This window comes from Micromonospora sp. R311, assembly GCF_056780015.1.
The window spans coordinates 66,315-84,878 of sequence record NZ_JBSWCE010000034.1; the positions used below are offsets into that span (position 1 = coordinate 66,315).

The 18,564-nt window shown below is 74.6% G+C and carries 17 protein-coding genes; 12 read left to right on the forward strand and 5 right to left on the reverse strand.

Translation table 11 applies throughout. The features are described from left to right. The first annotated feature begins 144 nt into the window (after nt 1–144). On the forward strand, nt 145–2,181 hold the full coding sequence (locus AC1WTP_RS26010; RefSeq protein ID WP_481651892.1) for an acetoacetate--CoA ligase: 2,037 nt from the start codon (nt 145–147) through the stop codon (nt 2,179–2,181). Between the two features lie 11 nt (nt 2,182–2,192). Here the strand turns inward: AC1WTP_RS26010 and AC1WTP_RS26015 are convergent, their stop codons facing one another. Beyond that, the gene (locus AC1WTP_RS26015; RefSeq protein ID WP_481651893.1) at nt 2,193–2,882 is read right to left on the reverse strand and encodes a TIGR03089 family protein; all 690 of its coding nucleotides are present in this window, start codon (nt 2,880–2,882) and stop codon (nt 2,193–2,195) included. Nucleotides 2,883–3,033: 151 nt separating this feature from the next. Between AC1WTP_RS26015 and AC1WTP_RS26020 the strand changes: the two genes are divergently transcribed. Together AC1WTP_RS26020 and AC1WTP_RS26025 are read left to right on the forward strand one after the other, a co-directional pair. Beyond that, nucleotides 3,034–4,179 (forward strand): glycosyltransferase family 4 protein, encoded by a 1,146-nt coding sequence (locus AC1WTP_RS26020; RefSeq protein ID WP_481651894.1) that lies wholly within the window; start codon nt 3,034–3,036, stop codon nt 4,177–4,179. A gap of 61 nt (nt 4,180–4,240) precedes the next feature. Then, nucleotides 4,241–5,329: a mannose-1-phosphate guanylyltransferase gene (locus AC1WTP_RS26025; protein ID WP_481651895.1), complete on the forward strand. Its 1,089-nt coding sequence runs from the start codon at nt 4,241–4,243 to the stop codon at nt 5,327–5,329. Here AC1WTP_RS26025 and AC1WTP_RS26030 read toward each other — a convergent pair. Further along, a complete protein-coding gene (locus AC1WTP_RS26030) occupies nt 5,298–5,906 on the reverse strand; it encodes an NUDIX hydrolase (protein WP_481651896.1) in 609 nt (202 codons plus the stop codon). The two genes, AC1WTP_RS26025 and AC1WTP_RS26030, sit on opposite strands and share 32 nt — an antisense overlap. A 39-nt stretch (nt 5,907–5,945) precedes the next feature. On the opposite strand from AC1WTP_RS26030, the gene AC1WTP_RS26035 reads away from it, so the two are divergent. Next, nucleotides 5,946–6,980 carry a hypothetical protein gene (locus tag AC1WTP_RS26035; protein WP_481651897.1) on the forward strand — a complete coding sequence of 345 codons (1,035 nt, stop codon included), beginning with the start codon at nt 5,946–5,948 and terminating at the stop codon, nt 6,978–6,980. Nucleotides 6,981–7,250: 270 nt separating this feature from the next. Continuing rightward, nucleotides 7,251–8,237 carry an ArsR/SmtB family transcription factor gene (locus AC1WTP_RS26040; protein ID WP_481651898.1) on the forward strand — a complete coding sequence of 329 codons (987 nt, stop codon included), beginning with the start codon at nt 7,251–7,253 and terminating at the stop codon, nt 8,235–8,237. A gap of 93 nt (nt 8,238–8,330) precedes the next feature. Here AC1WTP_RS26040 and AC1WTP_RS26045 read toward each other — a convergent pair whose 3' ends face one another. Both AC1WTP_RS26045 and cofD read right to left on the reverse strand, forming a co-directional pair. Then, on the reverse strand, nt 8,331–9,419 hold the full coding sequence (locus AC1WTP_RS26045) for a coenzyme F420-0:L-glutamate ligase (RefSeq protein WP_481651899.1): 1,089 nt from the start codon (nt 9,417–9,419) through the stop codon (nt 8,331–8,333). Then, nucleotides 9,416–10,363 carry a 2-phospho-L-lactate transferase gene (cofD, locus tag AC1WTP_RS26050; protein ID WP_481651900.1) on the reverse strand — a complete coding sequence of 316 codons (948 nt, stop codon included), beginning with the start codon at nt 10,361–10,363 and terminating at the stop codon, nt 9,416–9,418. The genes AC1WTP_RS26045 and cofD overlap by 4 nt, the downstream gene beginning before the upstream one ends. A gap of 100 nt (nt 10,364–10,463) precedes the next feature. Between cofD and AC1WTP_RS26055 the strand changes: the two genes are divergently transcribed. The 6 genes from AC1WTP_RS26055 to AC1WTP_RS26080 all read left to right on the forward strand — a co-directional run bounded on the left by AC1WTP_RS26055 (nt 10,464) and on the right by AC1WTP_RS26080 (nt 17,500). Beyond that, complete coding sequence (locus AC1WTP_RS26055; protein WP_481651901.1) at nt 10,464–11,393, forward strand: hypothetical protein; 930 nt, start codon at nt 10,464–10,466, stop codon at nt 11,391–11,393. Nucleotides 11,394–11,927: 534 nt separating this feature from the next. Then, nucleotides 11,928–14,441, forward strand: a complete 2,514-nt coding sequence (locus AC1WTP_RS26060) for a bifunctional FO biosynthesis protein CofGH (RefSeq protein WP_481651902.1) — start codon at nt 11,928–11,930, stop codon at nt 14,439–14,441. Between the two features lie 170 nt (nt 14,442–14,611). Continuing rightward, nucleotides 14,612–14,893 (forward strand): hypothetical protein, encoded by a 282-nt coding sequence (locus AC1WTP_RS26065; RefSeq protein WP_481651903.1) that lies wholly within the window; start codon nt 14,612–14,614, stop codon nt 14,891–14,893. 143 nt (nt 14,894–15,036) lie between these two features. Then, a complete protein-coding gene (locus tag AC1WTP_RS26070) occupies nt 15,037–16,431 on the forward strand; it encodes a DUF4331 domain-containing protein (RefSeq protein WP_481651904.1) in 1,395 nt (464 codons plus the stop codon). Between the two features lie 11 nt (nt 16,432–16,442). Continuing rightward, nucleotides 16,443–16,772, forward strand: coding sequence for a phospholipase (locus tag AC1WTP_RS26075; RefSeq protein WP_481651905.1), 330 nt, complete (start codon nt 16,443–16,445; stop codon nt 16,770–16,772). Nucleotides 16,773–17,242: 470 nt separating this feature from the next. Then, complete coding sequence (locus AC1WTP_RS26080; RefSeq protein WP_007455784.1) at nt 17,243–17,500, forward strand: WhiB family transcriptional regulator; 258 nt, start codon at nt 17,243–17,245, stop codon at nt 17,498–17,500. A gap of 108 nt (nt 17,501–17,608) precedes the next feature. Here the strand turns inward: AC1WTP_RS26080 and AC1WTP_RS26085 are convergent, their stop codons facing one another. Beyond that, nucleotides 17,609–18,058 carry a metallopeptidase family protein gene (locus AC1WTP_RS26085; protein ID WP_088995923.1) on the reverse strand — a complete coding sequence of 150 codons (450 nt, stop codon included), beginning with the start codon at nt 18,056–18,058 and terminating at the stop codon, nt 17,609–17,611. A gap of 153 nt (nt 18,059–18,211) precedes the next feature. Between AC1WTP_RS26085 and AC1WTP_RS26090 the strand changes: the two genes are divergently transcribed. Beyond that, nucleotides 18,212–18,564 (forward strand): DUF3499 domain-containing protein (locus AC1WTP_RS26090; RefSeq protein ID WP_481651906.1); only part of this gene is annotated, 353 nt, incomplete at its 3' end.

An 18,564-nucleotide genomic window follows, 5' to 3' on the forward strand; every position in this document is an offset into this window, starting at 1 on the left:
ATCCACACACCCGCCCCGCCCGGCATGTGGCCCGGCCACGCGCCCTCGGCGGCACCCGGTGCGCAGAATGGCGATCTGAGGTAGGGCAAGATGGCGCCACGGCCCATTTCACAGCGTCGTGCGGGGCCAGGGGAGGGTGGAGCAGTGAGTGACGTGCTGTGGACGCCGCCGGCGGACGTACGCGAGCGGTCCCGGATCGGGACCTACCTGAGCTGGCTGCGCGAGCACCGGGGGCTGGACTTCGCCGACTACGACGAGCTGTGGCGGTGGTCGGTCACCGACCTGGACGGGTTCTGGCGGTCGATCTGGGACCACTTCGGGGTGGTCGCGCACACCCCGCCGACCGCGACGCTGGCCGACCGGCGGATGCCCGGCGCGCGCTGGTTCCCCGGCGCCACGCTCAACTACGCCGAGAACGTGCTGCGGATGCCCGGTCTTGCCGACGACGACCCGGTGGTCATCGCGTACGGCCAGACCCGGGCGCCGGTCACCCTCACCGCCGCCGAACTGCGCGAGCAGGTCCGCCGGGTGGCCGCCGGGCTGCGCCGGCTCGGCGTCACCGCCGGCGACCGGGTGGCGGCGTACGCGCCGAACATCCCGGAGACGTACGTGCTGCTGCTCGCCACCAGCAGCCTGGGGGCGATCTTCTCCTCCTGCGCGCCCGAGTTCGGCACCCGCAGCGTCACCGACCGCTGGCAGCAGATCGAGCCGAAGGTGCTGGTCGCGGTCGACGGCTACCGCTACGGCGACAAGCCGGTGGACCGCCGGGGCGAGGTGGCCGCGATCCGGGCGGCCCTGCCGTCGCTGGCGCACACCGTGAGCATCGCCTACCTCGACCCGGCCGGCCCTGATTCGGCCTCCGCGTCGCCGGGCGGCGCTGCGGACCGGATGACGGCCGCGCCCGAGGGCGCGCTGGCCTGGTCCGACCTCGCCGCCCCCACCGACGAGCCGCTCACCTTCACCCCGGTCGCCTTCGACCACCCGCTGTACGTGCTCTACTCCTCGGGCACCACCGGGCTGCCCAAGCCGATCGTGCACGGCCACGGCGGGATCCTGCTGGAGCACCTGAAGATGCTCGCCCTGCACCACGACCTCGGCCCGGCCGACCGGTTCTTCTGGTTCACCACCACCGGCTGGATGATGTGGAACTTCCTGGTCTCCGGGCCGGCGGTGGGCGCGGCGATCGTGCTCTTCGACGGCAACCCGGGCCACCCCGACCTGGGCGCGCTCTGGCGGCTGGCCGAGGAGACCGGCACCACCTACTTCGGCACCTCGGCGCCGTTCCTGCTGGCCTGCCGCAAGGCCGGGTTGCGGCCGCGGGAGATCGCCGACCTCTCCGCGCTGCGCGGCGTCGGCTCCACCGGCGCGCCGCTGCCCGCCGAGGGCTTCACCTGGGTGTACGACGCCGTCGGCGACACCCTCCAGCTCCAGTCGCTCTCCGGCGGCACCGACGTCTGCACCGGCTTCGTCGGCGGCGTGCCGCTGCTGCCGGTGCACGCCGGACGGATCACCTGCCGGGCGCTCGGCGCGAAGGTGGAGGCCCGCTCCGGCGACGGCACCCCGGTCATCGGCGAGCTGGGCGAACTGGTGATCACCGAGCCGATGCCGAGCATGCCGGTCGGGTTCTGGAACGACCCGGACGGCAGCCGCTACCGGGAGGCGTACTTCGACCTCTACCCGGGGGTGTGGCGGCACGGCGACTGGATCACCATCGACGAGCGGGGCGGCTGCGTGATCACCGGGCGCTCCGACGCCACCCTCAACCGGGGCGGCGTCCGGCTCGGCACGGCGGAGTTCTACTCCGTCGTCGAGGGGCTGGACGAGGTCGTCGACTCGGTGGTGGTGCACCTGGAGGACGACGAGGGCGGCGCCGGTGAGCTGCTGCTCTTCGTGGTGCTCGCGGAGGGCCTGGAACTCGACGACGCGCTGCGCACCCGGATCTGCCGCGAGCTGCGGACCGCGCTGTCGCCCCGGCACGTCCCGGACGAGATCCACCAGGTCCGCGCGGTGCCGCGCACGCTGTCGGCGAAGAAGCTCGAGGTGCCGGTCAAGAAGATCCTCACCGGTACCCCGGTGGAGTCCGCCGCCGCCAAGGGCGCCCTGGCCAACCCGGAGTCCCTGTCGGCGTTCGCCGCCTTCGCCCAGCGCCGCTCGACCGACGGCCACCCCACGCCGGCCTGACCGCCGGCGGCTCAGGCGAGGGTGCGGGTGGTCTTCTCCGTCTCGGTGCGGGCGGGCAGGGTGGCCGGGTCGAGGTTGGCGCAGAGGACCGTGCTGGCCATGGCGGTGAGCGGCGCCAGCAGCCAGTCGAGCGGGTCGGGGTGCGCGGCCGTGTCGATCAGGACCCGGTCGCCGGGAGCGACGCCCAGCTCCGCCGCCCGGGCGACCGCGCGGGCGATCAGCTCCGTCTCGGCCGGCCCGGCCGGGGCGTACGGGGTGAACTGGTCGCCGTGCGCGCGCACCTCCAGCACGTAGTCGGCGAAGCCGGGCGGCACCTGGCGCAGCGGCAGGGCGAACGGGTGCAGGGCGAGCGCGTACCGCTCGTCGGCCGGCCAGTCGTCCGCCTCGGCGGCCCGGTCGGCGGTGGCGAAGAGGGCCCCGACCGGCCCCGGTTCCCCGGCCACCGCCAGCCCGGCCGACCAGCAGCCGAGCAGCACCGCGGCGGTCTGCCAGTGCGGCGGGAGCAGCACCCCGGCGGTGTCCCCGGGGCCGAGGGCGGCGCCGTCGACGAGCAGGTTGGCCGTCTTGGCCACCCAGTTCGCCAGCGTCGCGCCGGACAGCTCGGTCCGCTCGCCGGTGGCGTCGTCGTACCAGGTGAGCAGCGGTCGGGTGGGGTCGGGCGCGATCGCGCCGGCGAACACCCGGGCAATGTTGTCGGCCATCGACGCGAACGATACGCCTCCGCGGGCCGTACTCGATGACAACGTCAAGTCGGCGTACCGTCGGGTCGCAGTCAGCGTCCGCCCCGGGCTCCGGCGTAGGCTTGCCCGGAGTGTTGTTCCCCACAGACCCGCCAGTTCAAGGAGTCGCCCCGTGACCGCCGGTCGCCCGCCCCGCGTGCTCATCGACGCCACGAGTGTCCCCGCCGACCGCGGCGGCGTCGGTAGATACGTCGACGGCCTGCTCGGCGCGCTCGGCAAGGTGTGCGGGTCGGGGGTGGAGCTGGCGGTGGTCAGCCTCCGCACCGACCTGGAGCGCTACACCCGGATGCTGCCCGGCGCGGAGATCATCCCCGCCCCGGCCGCCGTCGCGCACCGCCCCGCCCGGCTGGCCTGGGAGCAGACCGGCCTGCCGCTGCTCGCCCAGCAGGTGGGGGCCCAGGTGCTGCACTCGCCGTTCTACACCTGCCCGCTGCGGGCCGGCTGCCCGGTGACGGTGACCGTGCACGACGCCACCTTCTTCACCGAGCCGGAGCACTACGACAAGTCCCGCCGCACGTTCTTCCGCAGCGCGATCAAGACCTCGCTGCGCCGCGCCGACCGGGTGATCGTGCCGAGCAAGGCCACCCGGGACGAGCTGATCCGGCTGCTCGACGCCGACCCGACCCGGATCGACGTGGCCTACCACGGGGTCGACCACGCCGCCTTCCACGCCCCCAGCGAGGAGGAGAAGGCCCGGGTCCGGGCCCGGCTGGGGCTGGGCAGCAGCAGCTACGTCGCGTTCCTCGGCGCCAAGGAGCCGCGCAAGAACGTCCCCAACCTGATCCGGGGCTGGGCCCGGGCGGTGGCCGACCGGGTCGACCCGCCGGCCCTGGTGATCGCCGGCGGGCAGGGGCACGACGACGACATCGACCGCGCGGTGGCCGAGGTTCCCTCGCATCTGCGCCTGCTGCGCCCGGGCTACCTGCGCTACGCCGACCTGCCCGGCTTCCTCGGCGGGGCGCTGGTCGCCGCCTACCCCTCCTACGGTGAGGGCTTCGGCCTGCCGATCCTGGAGGCCATGGCGTGCGCCGCCCCGGTGCTCACCACCCCCCGGCTCTCGCTGCCCGAGGTCGGCGGCGACGCCGTCGCCTACACCAGCGAGGACGCCGAGCAGATCGCCACCGACCTGGCGGCCCTGCTCGACGACGAGCAGCGCCGGCTGACGCTGGCCAAGGCCGGCTTCGACCGGGCCAAGGAGTTCACCTGGGAGTCGAGCGCGGAGGTGCACATCGCGGCCTGGTCCCGGGCCCGGGCCTGACCGCGGTGCCCGGGCGGCGACCGCGACGTGCCTGGCCGGGCGAATCGGGCATGATGTGCGGGTGATTTACGCCGTCATCCCGGCGGGCGGCAGCGGCACGAGGTTGTGGCCGCTGTCCCGCGCCGGCCACCCCAAGTTCCTCCACCCGCTGACCGGCACCACCGCCTCGCTGCTCCAGGCCACGGTGGAGCGGCTGGCGCCACTGGCCACCCCCGAGCGCACTCTGGTGGTCACCGGGGCCGCGCACGTGGCCGCGGTGGCCCGCCAGCTGGCCGGTGTGCCGGAGGAGAACATCCTGGTCGAGCCGTCGCCCCGCGACTCGTGCGCGGCGATCGCGCTGGCCGCGGCGGTGATCGCGCTGCGCGACCCGGAGGCCGTGATGGGCTCGTTCGCCGCCGACCACCTGATCGCCGACCCGGAACGCTGGGTGGCGACGGTCCGGGAGGCGGTGCGCGGCGCCGAGCAGGGGCGGCTGATGACGGTCGGCATCACCCCGACCCGCCCGGAGACCGGCTACGGCTACCTGCAGACCGGCGATCCGCTCGGCGACGGCCCGATGCGCCCGGTCACCGAGTTCAAGGAGAAGCCGCAGGCCGAGGTCGCCGAGGCGTACCTGCGCTCCGGGCACCACCTCTGGAACGCGAGCATGTTCGTCTGGCGGGTGGACGTGTTCCTCGCCGAGCTGGCCCGGCAGCAGCCGGCGCTGCACGCCGGGGTCACCGCGATCGCGGCGGCCTGGGGCACCGCGGAGCAGGACGACGTGCTCGGCACGGTCTGGCCGACGCTGCCGAAGATCTCCGTCGACTACGCGGTGATGGAGGGCGCGGCGGCCGCCGGCCGGGTGGCCACGGTGCCCGGTGAGTTCGGCTGGAACGACGTGGGTGACTTCCACACCCTCGGCGACGTGCTGCCGGCCGACGCCGACGGCAACGTGGTGCTGGGCGCGGCGAAGCCCGGCGTGCTGCTGCGGGACAGCAGCAACCTGGTGGTGGTGCCGCACTCCGGCCGGCTGGTGGCCACCGTCGGGGTGCACGACCTGATCGTGGTCGACACCCCGGACGCGGTGCTGGTCTGCCCGCGGGACCGGGCGCAGGACGTCAAGAAGATCGTCGACGAGCTCAAGGAGCGGGGCGAAGAGGGGCTCGTCTGAGGGCGGCCAGGGCCGGTGCGACGAGCTGTGCGGTCCCGCCGGCCAGCGGCTCCGGCAGCCGGTCCGGCGGGAACCAGCCCAGCGCCTCCGACTCGTCGCTGAGCCGTTCCACCGCGCCGGGCGGGGCGAGGACGGCGAACCGGACGTCGTAGTGCAGCGAGCCGCCCTGGCAGGCGACCGGGTGGATGTCCACGTCGATCGGCACCGGGTCGACCCGCAGGCCGGCGATCCCGGACTCCTCGGTCGCCTCGCGCAGCGCGGCGCCGGCCAGCGTCCGGTCGCCCGGCTCGCAGTGCCCGCCGAGCTGCACCCACCGCCGGAACTTCCCGTGCAGGCAGAGCAGCACCCGCTCGCCGGTGCCGTCCAGCACCAGGGCGCTCGCGGTGACGTGCCCGGCGCGGTGCTCCCGGCGCATCGCCACCGGTCCGGCGGCCAGCAGGTCGAGGGTGCGGTCCCGGGCCGTGGCGGCGGCCGGGCTGGTCGGCGCCCAGCGGCCGAGCACCGCGACCGCGTCGGCGTGCAGCGCCGGGTGCCCGGCCGGGTCGGTGGTACGGGTGGCGATCGGTGCGTCCGGCATCCCGACACTGTACGAGCCGCCGCTTCGTACCCTGGCCCGGTGACCCTGCGACTGCTCGAGTTCGTGGTCGGCGGCAACGAGGCCAGCGACCTGCTGCCGGTCCGCTCCGCGGCGCTGCTGCGCGCCCACCGGGCCCGGCGTGGATTCTGGACGGTGCTCGACGAGGGGCCGGTGGAGCACTGCCTGGCCCTGCTGCTGGAGCTCGACGACGGCCGGTGGACGGCGCACCACGTCGGCGCCGACGCGGGTGCGGAGAACGGCCGGACGGAGGACGGCGAGGCGCTCGCCCACCACGACGGCTGGGTGTACGTCTTCGGCTCGCACTTCGGCTCCAAGGGCGGGCCGCTGCGACCCCGGCGCGCCTTCGTGGCCCGGTTCCGGGAGGACGACGCGGCGACCGGGACGCTGCCGGTGCAGGTGGTGCGCAACCGGTTCCGGCTGCACCGGGCGGTCAACGACGCGCTCACCAAGGCGGCGTTCACGCCGCTGCCGCCCGGCCAGCGGGTCCGCGCCCGGTTCGTCGAGGCGACCCTGGTCCGCGGCACCGCCCGGGCCAAGGGCTGGGTGAGCCGGCTGAACCCGGACGACCTGCCGCTGAACGTCGAGGCGGCCGCGTTCACCCCGGCCGGCACGGTGCTGCTCGGGCTGCGGTTCCCGGTGACCGTCGACGGCGAGCCGATCCTGGTGGAGGTGGCCGGTGTGCCGGAGATGTTCGCCGCCACGCCGGGCTGGCCGACCGCGGTGGCCGCGTACGCCCTGACCGGGGTGACGCCGCGCGGCGCGCTCACCGGCTTCCGGGCCGTCGCCCCCACCGCCGACGGCGGGTACGCGGCGGTGATCGGCTCGATCGACGCGCTCGGCAAGGGGTCGGTGCTGCTCGACGACCACCCGGCCGGTGGGGACGTCACCTCGCGGCACGTCCGGTTCCGGTTGCCCGGGCAGGGGCAGCTGATCCCCGGCGAACCGGTGGCCGACCTGGCGCCGTTCCACCACGTGGAGGGGTTGGCCGAGCTGGACGGGCGGTGCTTCTATGTCACCGACGAGGACCATCGGGTCGCGCTCTGGGTCGGTTGAGCCTCGGGACGACCGGACGGCACCTCTGCGGAGCATGGGCCGCAGACCCTCGTGGTGCCGCCCGGTCACCGGTCCTCCCCGGTCCCGGCACCCGGGCACGGGGCGCGTCGTCGACGCGCCGGCCTCATCGGGCAGTTGGAAGCATGCCTAACGGTCCCGGGGGGCGTCGAGGTTTTTCAGCCCACGCTTAAAAGTGGAGATAAGTGCCGGCCAGGTACAGTGCGAAGGGTCGCCCGCCATCCCCCTGACCCGGCGGCGCGGGAGCGCACCATGCTGAAGATCTACTTTTCCGGGGAGGACATCCTCCGGACCCGGGTCGCCCCGGGCGCGGACCCGGTCTGGGAGTTGGTCCTCAGCCTGCACCTGTTGCAGGGGCGCAGTCGTGACCCGTTGATGGCGAACTGGCGGCGCTCGGTGGCCCGGGGGCTGCGCCAGGACAGCGTCTCCGAACAACTCCGCCTGCTCTTCGCGCTGAACCCGCCGCGCGGCTACTTCCCCGACTTCCTGACCCCCTACCAGAGTGTCGCCGGCTTCGAGGCCGGCCTGGACGCGGTCCGCAGCACCCCGGTCCCGCTGCTGGAGCGCGACCTCGCCCTGCTGGCCGGCGGCAACAACCTGCCCGGCACGGCGTCGGCGCTGGCCCGTGGCGAGCCGGAGGCGCTGCGCCAGCTCACCGGCGCGATGGAGCAGTACCGGTCGCTGGCCATCAGCCCGTACTGGGCGCGGATCCAGGCGGCCGTGGAGGCGGACCGGTCGCGCCGGGCCCGGGCGCTGCTCGACGGCGGGGTGGAGGGGCTGCTGGCCAGCCTGCGTCCGGCGATGCGCTGGGAGTCCGGCGTGCTCGAGGTGCTCGACTACCCGGACAGCCGGGAGCTGCACCTGGACGGGCGGGGCCTGCTGCTGGTCCCGTCGTTCTTCTGCGCGCGTACCCCGGTCGCGCTGCTCGACCCGGCGCTGCCGCCGGTGCTGGTCTATCCGGTGGACCGGCTGGGTGGCCTGGTGCCCGGCGCGGCCGGGTCGGCAGCCGGCCGGGAGGCGCTGGCCGCCCTGCTCGGCCGGACCCGGGCCGCGGTGCTGGAGGCCAGCGACGACGGCTGCACCACCGGCGAGATGGCCCGCCGGCTGCAGATCTCACCGGCGGCGGCGAGCCAGCACGCCACCGTGCTGCGCAACGCCGGGCTGCTGGTCAGCCAGCGCGACCGCAACACCGTCCTGCACACCCTCACCCCCCTCGGCCGGGCCATGCTCGACGCCTGACCCCCGGAGGTCCACCCCGTCGATCATGAAGGTGTTGCCCGCCGCCTCGGCGTGTCGGACGACAGCTTCATGACCAACAATGCGAGGGGCCTGTCAGAGGGCCAGGGCGGCGGTGGCGGTGGTGTGGGCGGGCGGGGGCAGGAGGGTGGAGCCGATGCCCTCGGCCGCCAGCGCGGTGCGCAGACGCTGCAGGTCGGCGCCGAAGCGGACCAGGTCGGCCGGGGCGACCGGGGTGGCCGGCGAGCCGAGCACCAGGGTGCCGGCCTCGGCCGGCCAGCCGGGCACCGCGGCGACCAGTCCGGCGCGTACCTCCTCGTCGGTGACCAGGGTGAAGGTCGTGCCGGGCGCGACCACGTCGGCGACCGCGGCGATGGCCCGGCGCACCGCGTCCGGGTCGGGTGGGGTCGGGCCGGGGCCGTCCGGCAGGGTGGCGGCGGCGGCCAGCCCGGCCGCCCGCGCCTCGGCGGTGCCGAGCGAGAAGAGGTCCATCGTGGCGTCCCGGACCAGCGCGGCCGCGCCCGCGCCGTCGTCCGGCGCGACCGCGCCCGGGTAGCCGCGCACCACCGCGACCGGCACCTGGTCGCACTTGCCCTTGACCAGCTCGCCGGCGCCGGCCAGCTCGTCGACCACCGCCATCTGGGTCAGCTGGAGCTCGTTGCCGTACGGGTCGACCTCGCCCCGGTGGTCGCGGACCGCGGCCATCCCGGCCACGCCCAGCGCCACGTCGGTGAGGCCGTTGCGCCAGGGCCGCCCCATCGTGTCGCTGATGATCACCGCGACGTCGACGTGGTAGCGGTCGCGCAGCGCGGCCCGCAGCGCCCGGGCGGAGGCGTCCGGATCCTTGGGCAGCAGCACCAGCCGGGTCTTGTCGACGTTGGACGCGTCGATCCCGGCCGAGGCCATCACGAAGCCGTGGTGGGTCTGCACGATGCGGGTCGCGCCCCGGGTCGCCACCACCCGCGCGGTCTCCGCGGCCAGCACCTCGTCCCGCGCGGCGAGCCGGTCCGGCCCGTCCGCCGGGACGTCGACCAGCCGCCCCTCCGCCTTGGAGACGATCTTGCTGGTCACCACCAGCACGTCGCCGTCGCGCAGCCAGGGCGCCGCGGTGGCGATCAGCGCCGCCAGGTCGTCGCCCTCGGTCACGTCGCCGATGCCCAGCACCGGCAGGATCTCCAGCCTCACGTCAACTCCAGCGCGGCGCGGACCATGGCCGCCGTCGCCGCCTCGTCGGTCATCCGCAGCGGCACCGCGCGGACCGTCACCTCCGGCACCACGGTGCCCTCGTCCTCCTCGGCGACCAGCCAGCCGTCGAGCAGGCCGCCCGCCCCCCGGCCGCCGTAGAGCCGCCCGACGCCGGCCGCGCTGCACTCGACGCCGAGCACGTCCAGGCAGCGGTCGGCCATCCCGCGCACCGGCGCGCCGCCGATGATCGGCGACACCCCGACCACCGGGGCCGGCCCGTCGGCCACCGCCTCGCGCAACCCGGGCACCGCCAGGATCGGCGCGACGCTCACCACCGGGTTGCTCGGCGCGATCAGCACCACGTCCGCCCCGGCGACCGCCTCCGCCACGCCGGGCGCCGGTCTGGCCGTCTCGGCGCCGACGAAGACGAACCGGTGGGTGGGCAGCTGCGCCCGGTGGCGTACCCACCACTCCTGGAAGTGGATCGCCCGCTGGCCGCCGTCGAGGTCGACCACCACGTGCGTCTCCAGCCGGTCGTCGGTCGCCGGCAGCAGGCGTACGCCGGGCTGCCAGCGGGTGGCCAGCGCCTCGGTCACCGCGTGCAGCGGGTAGCCGGCGTTGAGCATGGTGGTGCGCACCAGGTGGGTGGCGACGTCCTTGTCGCCGAGGCCGAACCAGGCCGGCTCGGCGCCGTACGCGGCCAGCTCCTCCTTGACCGTCCAGCTTTCCCCGACCCGTCCCCAGCCCCGCTCCGGGTCGGCCCCGCCGCCCAGGGTGTACATGACGCTGTCCAGGTCCGGGCAGACCTTCAGCCCGTGCAGCAGCAGATCGTCGCCGACGTTGACCACGGCGGTCACCTCGGCGCCGACCTCGCGGGCGTACGCCCGGACGCCGAGCAGGAACCGGGCGCCGCCGATGCCGCCCGTCAGAACCACGATGCGCATGCCGACCATCCTCGCGCACGTGACGCCGTCGGTCCGCCGGAGGCCGGGGAGACTAGGCTCACGTCGGCAACTGTCCGCTTTCGCCCTCAGGGGGATCTTCGTGACCAGCCCCGTCGAGCCCGCGTCCACCGACCCGACGCGGGCCAGCCAGCTGACCAAGCCGTTCCGCGAACCCGCCGCCCTCGTGCTGCTCGGCGCGAACGCCGTGCTGTTGTTCGTCGGGCTGATCCGGCTGCTGACCCCGACCGAGTACGGCACCTTCACCGGCCGGGCCGGGAGCGCCTTCTACGCGTTCGCCGGTTGGGAGGCGGTGGTGCTGCCCGTGCTGGCCGTGCTGCTGGCCACGCACGTGCAGCCGGCGGTGCCCAAGGCGAAACTGATCACCCAGGTGGCGCTCGTCGAGTACGCGGTCAGCGGCGCGTTCGGCGCGCTGACCTTCCTGATCTGGACGGTCGGCCGGCTGGCCGAGGGCGAGGTGCTGGACGCCCTGCTCGGCCTGCTCGCCCGGGTGGCCTGGCTGGCCGTCTTCGCGGTCGCCGCGTACGTCGTCTACACCGTCTGGCGCAAGCTCTACTACGTGCCGAAGCCCAAGCCGCAGCCCGGCGTGTGCGGCCAGCCCCAGCCCGGTTGGCCGCAGCAGGGCGGCTACCCGGCGCCCGGCCAGCCCGGCGGCTACCCGGTCCCGGGCCAGCCCGGCGCCTACCCGGCCCCCGGCCAGCCGGCCGGCTGGCCCGCCCCCGGCCAGTACGGTGGCCAGCCCGCCGGGCCGTACGCCCCGCAGTCGGCCCCGCCGGCCCCGCAGTCCGCGCCGCCGGCCAACCCGGTCCCGGGATTCGGGCAGCCGGAGAACCGGGTCCCCGGGTTCGGGCAGCCGCAGCCCGCGCCGCCGTTCGGCCAGCCGCCCTCGGCCGACCCGACGCAGGCCATCCCGCGCCAGTCCGCCGAACCGACCCAGGCGATCCCGCGCGACGGCGACAGCGACCGCACCCAGCGGATCAACCCGGGCGACAACCCCGAGCAGCCCCGCTGACCCACCGCGCCCCGCGCCCCGCCCGCACCCGCGGCGCGGGGCGCGCCGCTTTCCGGCACCGAAACGCCGCGACGGTGTGGAGGGTGGCATTCGGCGTGGGGCGCGGCGCGTGGCCCCGGCGCGGGAAGGCGGGGCGGCAGTGCTCGGCGCGCGGGGCGCGGCGTGCGAGAACGCGGGACGGCGCTGCGGTGCGCGGAGCGTGGAACCCGGGACGGCGCTGCCGGCGCGGAGGGCTCGGCGCGTGGGGAGCGGCGCGTTACTCCCCGGAAGTGGTGGCCTCGCGGGGACGGGGAGACCCCTGCTTCGGGGATGTTGTGGCCTCGCGTGGTGGCGAGGCCCCTACTTCCGGGAAGTTGTGGCCTCGCCGCACGCCGCACGCCGGCCAAGCCGCGCGCCACGCCCGGTTTCCGATGTTGGCCACCTGCCGCCCGGGTGCAGGGCGCGGCGGGCTGTCCGGCGTCCGGGAGGCGTGTGGTTTTCCACGCCGCGGCCGGGGCGGGCGGGGCGGGGCGGGTCACCGCATAGGCTGAACGGATGGTTGATCGCACCGACCCGGGCCCGAGCGACGCGAGCGTGCGCCGGGCGTTGCGCCGGGCCGAGACCGGGCGGGCGTTGGACGTTGACGAGGCGACCGCGCTGCTGAGCGCCCGGGGCGGCGCGCTGGACGACCTGCTCCGCATCGCCGGCGCGGTACGCGACGCGGGCCTGCGCGAGGCCGGGCGGCCCGGCGTGGTCACCTTCTCCAAGAAGGTGTTCATCCCGCTCACCCGGCTCTGCCGGGACCGCTGCCACTACTGCACCTTCGCCACCGTGCCGCACCGGTTGCCGGCGGCCTTCCTGGATCGGGACGAGGTGCTGGCGATCGCCCGGGCGGGTGCGGCGCAGGGCTGCAAGGAGGCCCTGTTCACCCTGGGCGACCGGCCGGAGGAGCGCTGGCCGGCCGCCCGCCGTTGGCTGGACGAGCGCGGTTACGACTCCACCCTGGACTACCTGCGGGCGTGCGCGGTGGCGGTGCTGGAGGAGACCGGCCTGCTGCCGCACCTGAACCCCGGCGTGCTCTCCTGGTCGGAGTTGCAGCGGCTCAAGCCGGTCGCGCCGAGCATGGGGATGATGCTGGAGACCACGGCGACCCGGCTCTGGTCGGAGCCGGGCGGCCCGCACTACGGCTCGCCGGACAAGGAGCCGGCGGTCCGGCTGCGGGTGCTCGACGACGCCGGCCGGGTGGGCGTGCCGTTCACCACCGGCATCCTGATCGGCATCGGGGAGACCCCCGCCGAACGGGTCGACGCGATCTTCGCGATCCGCCGGGCGCAGCGCGAGTACGGCCACCTCCAGGAGGTGATCGTGCAGAACTTCCGCGCCAAGCCGGACACCGCGATGCGCGGCATGCCCGACGCGGAGCTGCACGATCTCGCCGCCACGGTGGCGGTGGCCCGGGTGCTGCTCGGCCCGCGGGCCCGGATCCAGGCCCCGCCCAACCTCATCGAGGGCGAGTACGACCTGCTGCTGCGGGCCGGCATCGACGACTGGGGCGGGGTGTCGCCGCTGACCCCGGACCACGTCAACCCGGAGCGCCCCTGGCCGCAGCTCGACGAGCTGGCCCGGCACACCGCGCAGGCCGGGTTCACCCTGCGCGAGCGGTTGACCGTCTACCCCGAGTACGTCCGCGCCGGCGACCCGTGGCTGGATCCGCGGCTGCTGCCGCACGTGACCGCGTTGGCCGACCCGGCCACCGGGCTCGCCGTCGAGGAGGCCCGGCCGGTGGGCCGCCCGTGGCAGGAGCCGGAGGAGGTGTTCGGCGGGCGGACCGACCTGCACGCCACCATCGACACCACCGGGCGTACCGACGACCGGCGGGGCGACTTCGACAGCGTCTACGGCGACTGGGCCGAGGTGGCCACGAAGGTCAGCGCCGCGCCGGCCGGCGCCGGTGCCGGCGACGCCGACCTGCGGGCCGGGCTGCGGCTGGCGGCGGACGACCCGGCCGCGCTGCTCGATCCGCGGCACACCGACGCCGCGCTGGCGCTCTTCGCCGCCGACGGCCCGGCGCTGGACGAGCTCTGCCGGCTGGCCGACGACCTCCGCCGGGACACCGTGGGTGACGACGTCACCTACGTGGTGAACCGCAACATCAACTTCAGCAACGTCTGCTATGTCGGGTGCCGGTTCTGCGCCTTCGCGCAGCGGGAGCGGGACGCGGACGCGTACCGGCTCTCGGTGGACCAGGTCGCCGACCGAGCGGAGGAGGCGTGGGTGGCCGGCGCCACCGAGGTCTGCCTGCAGGGCGGGATCGACCCGAAGCTCCCGGTGACCGGCTACGCCGACCTGGTCCGGGCGATCAAGGCGCGGGTACCCGGGATGCACGTGCACGCGTTCTCGCCGATGGAGATCGTGACCGCCGCCGCGAAAGCCGGCGTGCCGGTGAAGGAGTGGCTCGGCCTGCTCCGCGACGCCGGCCTGGACACCATCCCGGGCACCGCCGCGGAGATCCTCGACGACGAGGTGCGCTGGGTGCTGACCAAGGGCAAGCTGCCGGCCGCCGCCTGGGTCGAGGTGGTCAGCACGGCCCACGAGCTGGGCATCCGGTCCAGCTCCACGATGATGTACGGCCATGTCGACCACCCCGGCCAGTGGCTCGCGCACTTCCGGGTGCTGGCCGGCGTGCAGGACCGCACCGGCGGGTTCACCGAGTTCGTCGCGCTGCCGTTCGTGCACACCAACGCCCCGATCTACCTGGCCGGCATCGCCCGACCCGGGCCGACCTGGCGGGAGAACCGGGTGGTGCACGCGATGGCCCGGCTGCTGCTGCACGGCCGGATCGACAACATCCAGTGCTCCTGGGTGAAGCTCGGCGACGACGGCACGGTGGCCATGCTCCAGGGCGGCTGCAACGACCTCGGCGGCACCCTGATGGAGGAGACCATCTCCCGGATGGCCGGCTCCGCCAACGGGTCGGCCCGCACGGAGGAGCAGTTGCGGGCCATCGCGGCGAAGGCCGGCCGGCCGGCCCGCAAGCGCACCACCGCGTACGGTCACCCGCGCCCGTAGCGTCGAACCTTTCCCCGCCGCCGGCCGTACCACTGGATGCCGGCGGCGGTCGCGGCGAGGACCGCCGCCGGCACCCCCGCAGGGGCCGGCGGCGCCCGTTCCGTGAGGTGGCGCCCGCCCCTGGTCCGCCACCCCGGGCGCGCCCAGCGCCGCAGCCGGAAAGGTTGCCCATGACCAGTGATCAGCGGAAGCGGCCCTGGCCGCGACTGACCCGCCGGCAGACGTTGACCGCGGCGGCCAGCGCCACGCTCGGCGCGGCCGCCCTCACCGTGCCGGGCCTGTCGGCCGCGCAGAACGCCCGCGACGCGCGGGCCGGCGCCGACGACCCGATCGTCGTGCACCTGCGCGACGCCGCCTCCGGGAGGCTGGACGTCTTCGTCGGCACCTCCCGGATCGAGGTCCGCGACCGCGGCCTGGCGGACCGGCTGCGGCGCGCCGCCGGCCGGGGCTGACCACGCCGCCGTCGCCCGACCACCGGTCGAACCGCCCACCCGCGGTCGCCGCTCGGGGGCGTCCCTGATCCGCCGGCCCGGCGTGGGCTCCCGGCGCCTGGCCGGCCCCTCATCCTTTCCCCGCCCAGTGAGGTTGGTCCGTCATGTCTTCCCACCGCGAGGCACCGGAGATCGCCAAGGATCCGGTCGCCGACTCGTCCGACCTGTACGCCTTCGTCAGCCCCGACCGGCCCGACACGGTGACGCTGATCGCCAACTACGTGCCGTTGCAGTTGCCGTCCGGCGGGCCGAACTTCTTCGAGTTCGGCGACGACGTGCAGTACGACATCAATATCGACAACGACGGTGACTGCCGCGCCGACGTCGTCTACCGATTCGAATTCACCACCGAGATCACCAATCCGAACAGCTTTCTTTACAACACCGGCCCGATCGACTCGTTGGACAGCGAGAACTGGAACCGGCGGCAGTTCTACAGCCTGACCCGGATCGCCGACGGCCGGCAGCAGCGGCTGGCGCACAAGCTGCCCTGCCCGCCGTGCAACGTGGGGCCGCTGTCCACGCCGAACTACGCCGAGCTGGTCCGGCAGGCCACCTACAGCCTCTCCACCGGTGAGCGGGTCTTCGCCGGGCAGCGGGCGGACGGCTTCTTCGTCGACCTGGGCGCGGTCTTCGACCTCGGTACGCTGCGGCCGTTCCAGCAGCTGCACGTGGCCGGCAAGAAGGTCTTCCGGGCCGAGGGTGAGCCGGTCAACGCGACCGACCGGATGAACGTGCACAGCATCGCGATGCAGGTGCCGTTGAGCAAGGTGCGCCGCCGCGCCGACCGCTACGGGGTGGCCGACCAGGCGTCGGTGGTCGGCGTCTGGACCTCGGCCGCCCGGCGGCAGGTGCGGGTGATCGGCAGCGACCCGGGCCGGGACGTGGCGGCCGGGCCGTTCGCCCAGGTGTCCCGGCTGGGCAATCCGTTGTTCAACGAGGTCATCGTGCCGATGTCCAAGAAGGACCTGTGGAACTCGCTGCCGCCGTCGGAGGACAAGCGCTTCGCCCGCTTCGTCGAGCAGCCGGAACTGGCCGCGTTGCTGCCGGCGCTCTACCCGGACGTCTTCCCCAACCTGGACCGGCTGAACAAGTCGAAGAAGGCCCGGGCCGACCTGGTGGCGATCCTGCTCACCGGCGTGCCGGCGGGGCTGATCGACGGGTTCACCAACGCCACCGGCGACATCCAGGCCGACATGCTGCGGCTGAACACGGCGATCCCGCCCAGCCGCCAGCCGGACCGCTTCGGCGTGCTCGGCGGCGACCTGGCCGGCTTCCCGAACGGCCGCCGACCCCTCGACGACGTGGTCACCATCGCGCTGCGGGCCATCGCCGGACTGACCGTGCCGCTGGTCGACCGGGCGTTCCGGCCGGACGCCGCGGCGGCCGCGGTCACCCCGGGGTTGAGCGCGGCCGACGCGACCGCCGGCTTCCTGCCGAACTTCCCCTACCTGGGCACGCCGTACGACGGGTTCAACAACCCGCCGGCGGCGAAGTGACGGGGGAGCGGATGGACGGGCACGCGTACGGGGGGTCGGAGACCGGCAGCGTCGTCCTGAACCTGGGTGGCGACACCGGAGCCCTGATCATCTACACCGGACGCGACCTGCACGGCCGGGAGATCGAGATCAGTCGGGCCGACGCCCCGCGGACCCACTCGGCGGTGCGGGAGCGGCGGGTGCGCGACGGGACGTTCCACAGTGCTGTCTACCCGGACCTGCCGGCGGGTCTCTATACCGTCTGGTGGGACGACCGGACGCCCGCCGGGGCGGTCACCGTCAGCGGCGGCTCGGTCGCCGAGTTCGTCTGGCCGACCAGGGTCCCGCCGGGTAGCGGATGACCCGGGCCGCCCCGCCGGCCACCGCGCCCCGTCCACAATGTGGACGGGGCGCGGTCGGCGTTTCCGGCTCGACGGGCGGTCCGGGCGAAGTCGCGTTAACCTGAGGCCCATCAAGATCACCATCTTGATGGGTGGTCTCCCGGGAGTCTCCGTCGGTGCGCCTGGCCGGCCCGGCGCGGAAACGCCACGGGAGAAAACTCGGGCAACTCGCCGGAGAGGGCGTTACTCGGCCGGGGTCTGAATCGATAGGGCAGGTTGCGAGGCCGGGTGGTCGCGGTGACCGTCCGGATGCGTGTCGGGAGGGCGACTCCATTATCAAGTTTGGCTTGACGGCGCACGCATTACACGCGTGTAATTTGAATGGGGTTGTTCGCACGGAACGCAACAAATGGGGACCGGACGGACACGCACGCCTTTCGCGTGGGGGGTTGCAGCGGCGATGACGCCGGTGCGCGACAAGGAGGCATCAGATGGACGGCCAGCTTGAGGTGGCCGACCTGCTCGGAAACGCGCCGGAGTGGCAGGAGCGGGCGCTGTGCTCGCAGACCGATCCGGAGGCGTTCTTTCCCGAGAAGGGCGGCTCGACCCGCGAAGCGAAGCGGATCTGCTCGCGTTGCGAGGTCAAGACGGAATGCCTCGAATACGCTCTCGGCCACGACGAGCGGTTCGGGATCTGGGGTGGGCTCTCCGAGCGGGAGCGGCGCAAGCTCAAGCGGCGGGCCGCGTGAGCGGTGCCGGGCCGGGGCGGTGGGGGCCGCCCGGCTCGGGCACGTCAGGTCCACGGGCGGGTGGCCCGGTCGCGTCCGACGCCGGGGCTGGCCCCGGGCGGGCGACGGTCAGGCCAGTTCGTCGGGGTCGACCCCGAGCAGGTTCGCCACCTGCTCGATGATCACGTCATGCACCAGGTCGGCGAGGTCCTCGCGGTCCATCGCGCGGAACTCCAGGGGGCGGCGGTAGAGCACGATCCGGGGCGGCACCTCCTGGCGGCCGGGACGGCCGGGCAGCAGCCGGGCGAGCGGCACCTCGCCGTCCTCCAGCACGTCGGAGTCGTAGACGTTCAGCTCCGGCGGGACGTCCTCCACCGCGAACTCGACCCCGGCCAGCTCCTTGGCGAACCGGCGCTCCAGCGTCTCGACGGTGTCCAGGACCAGGTCGTCGAAGACCTCCGCCTTGGTCCGGGCCAGCGGCACGGTCGCCGGCACCAGCCGTCCGCGCAGCCCGCGCCCGTGCCGGTCACGGTGGGCGCGCCGGCCGGCGCCGGGGCGGCGGTGTTCCGGGCTCGTCATGAGGCACAGGGTAGCCCCCGGGCCGGCCTGGCCTGCGGCAGTGCCGCCACCGTGGCGCGGCGCGGTCACGCCGGGCGAATTGTGATCACCATGACGGGCGTGTCGCAACGCGAAGCGGTGCGCCGGAGCCGGTAATGGAGATACCCTGCCGCCGTGAGGTCACCACGGCGCTGCTCCCGTAACGGCTGCCCCCGGCAAGCGGTCGCCACATTGACCTATGTCTACAACGAGTCGACCGCCGTGGTGGGCCCGCTGGCGGCTTTCGCCGAGCCGCACACGTACGACCTCTGTGAGCCGCACGCCCGCAGCCTGACCGCGCCGCGGGGCTGGGACGTGGTCCGGCACGAGGGCGAGTTCGAGCCCCCGCCGCCCACCACCGACGACCTGGTCGCGCTGGCCGAGGCGGTCCGCGAGGCCGCCCGCCCCACCCCCCGCCCGCCTGAGGACGACCACGACCTCCCCACCGCCCCCCACACCGCCCGCCGCGGCCACCTCCGAGTGATCCC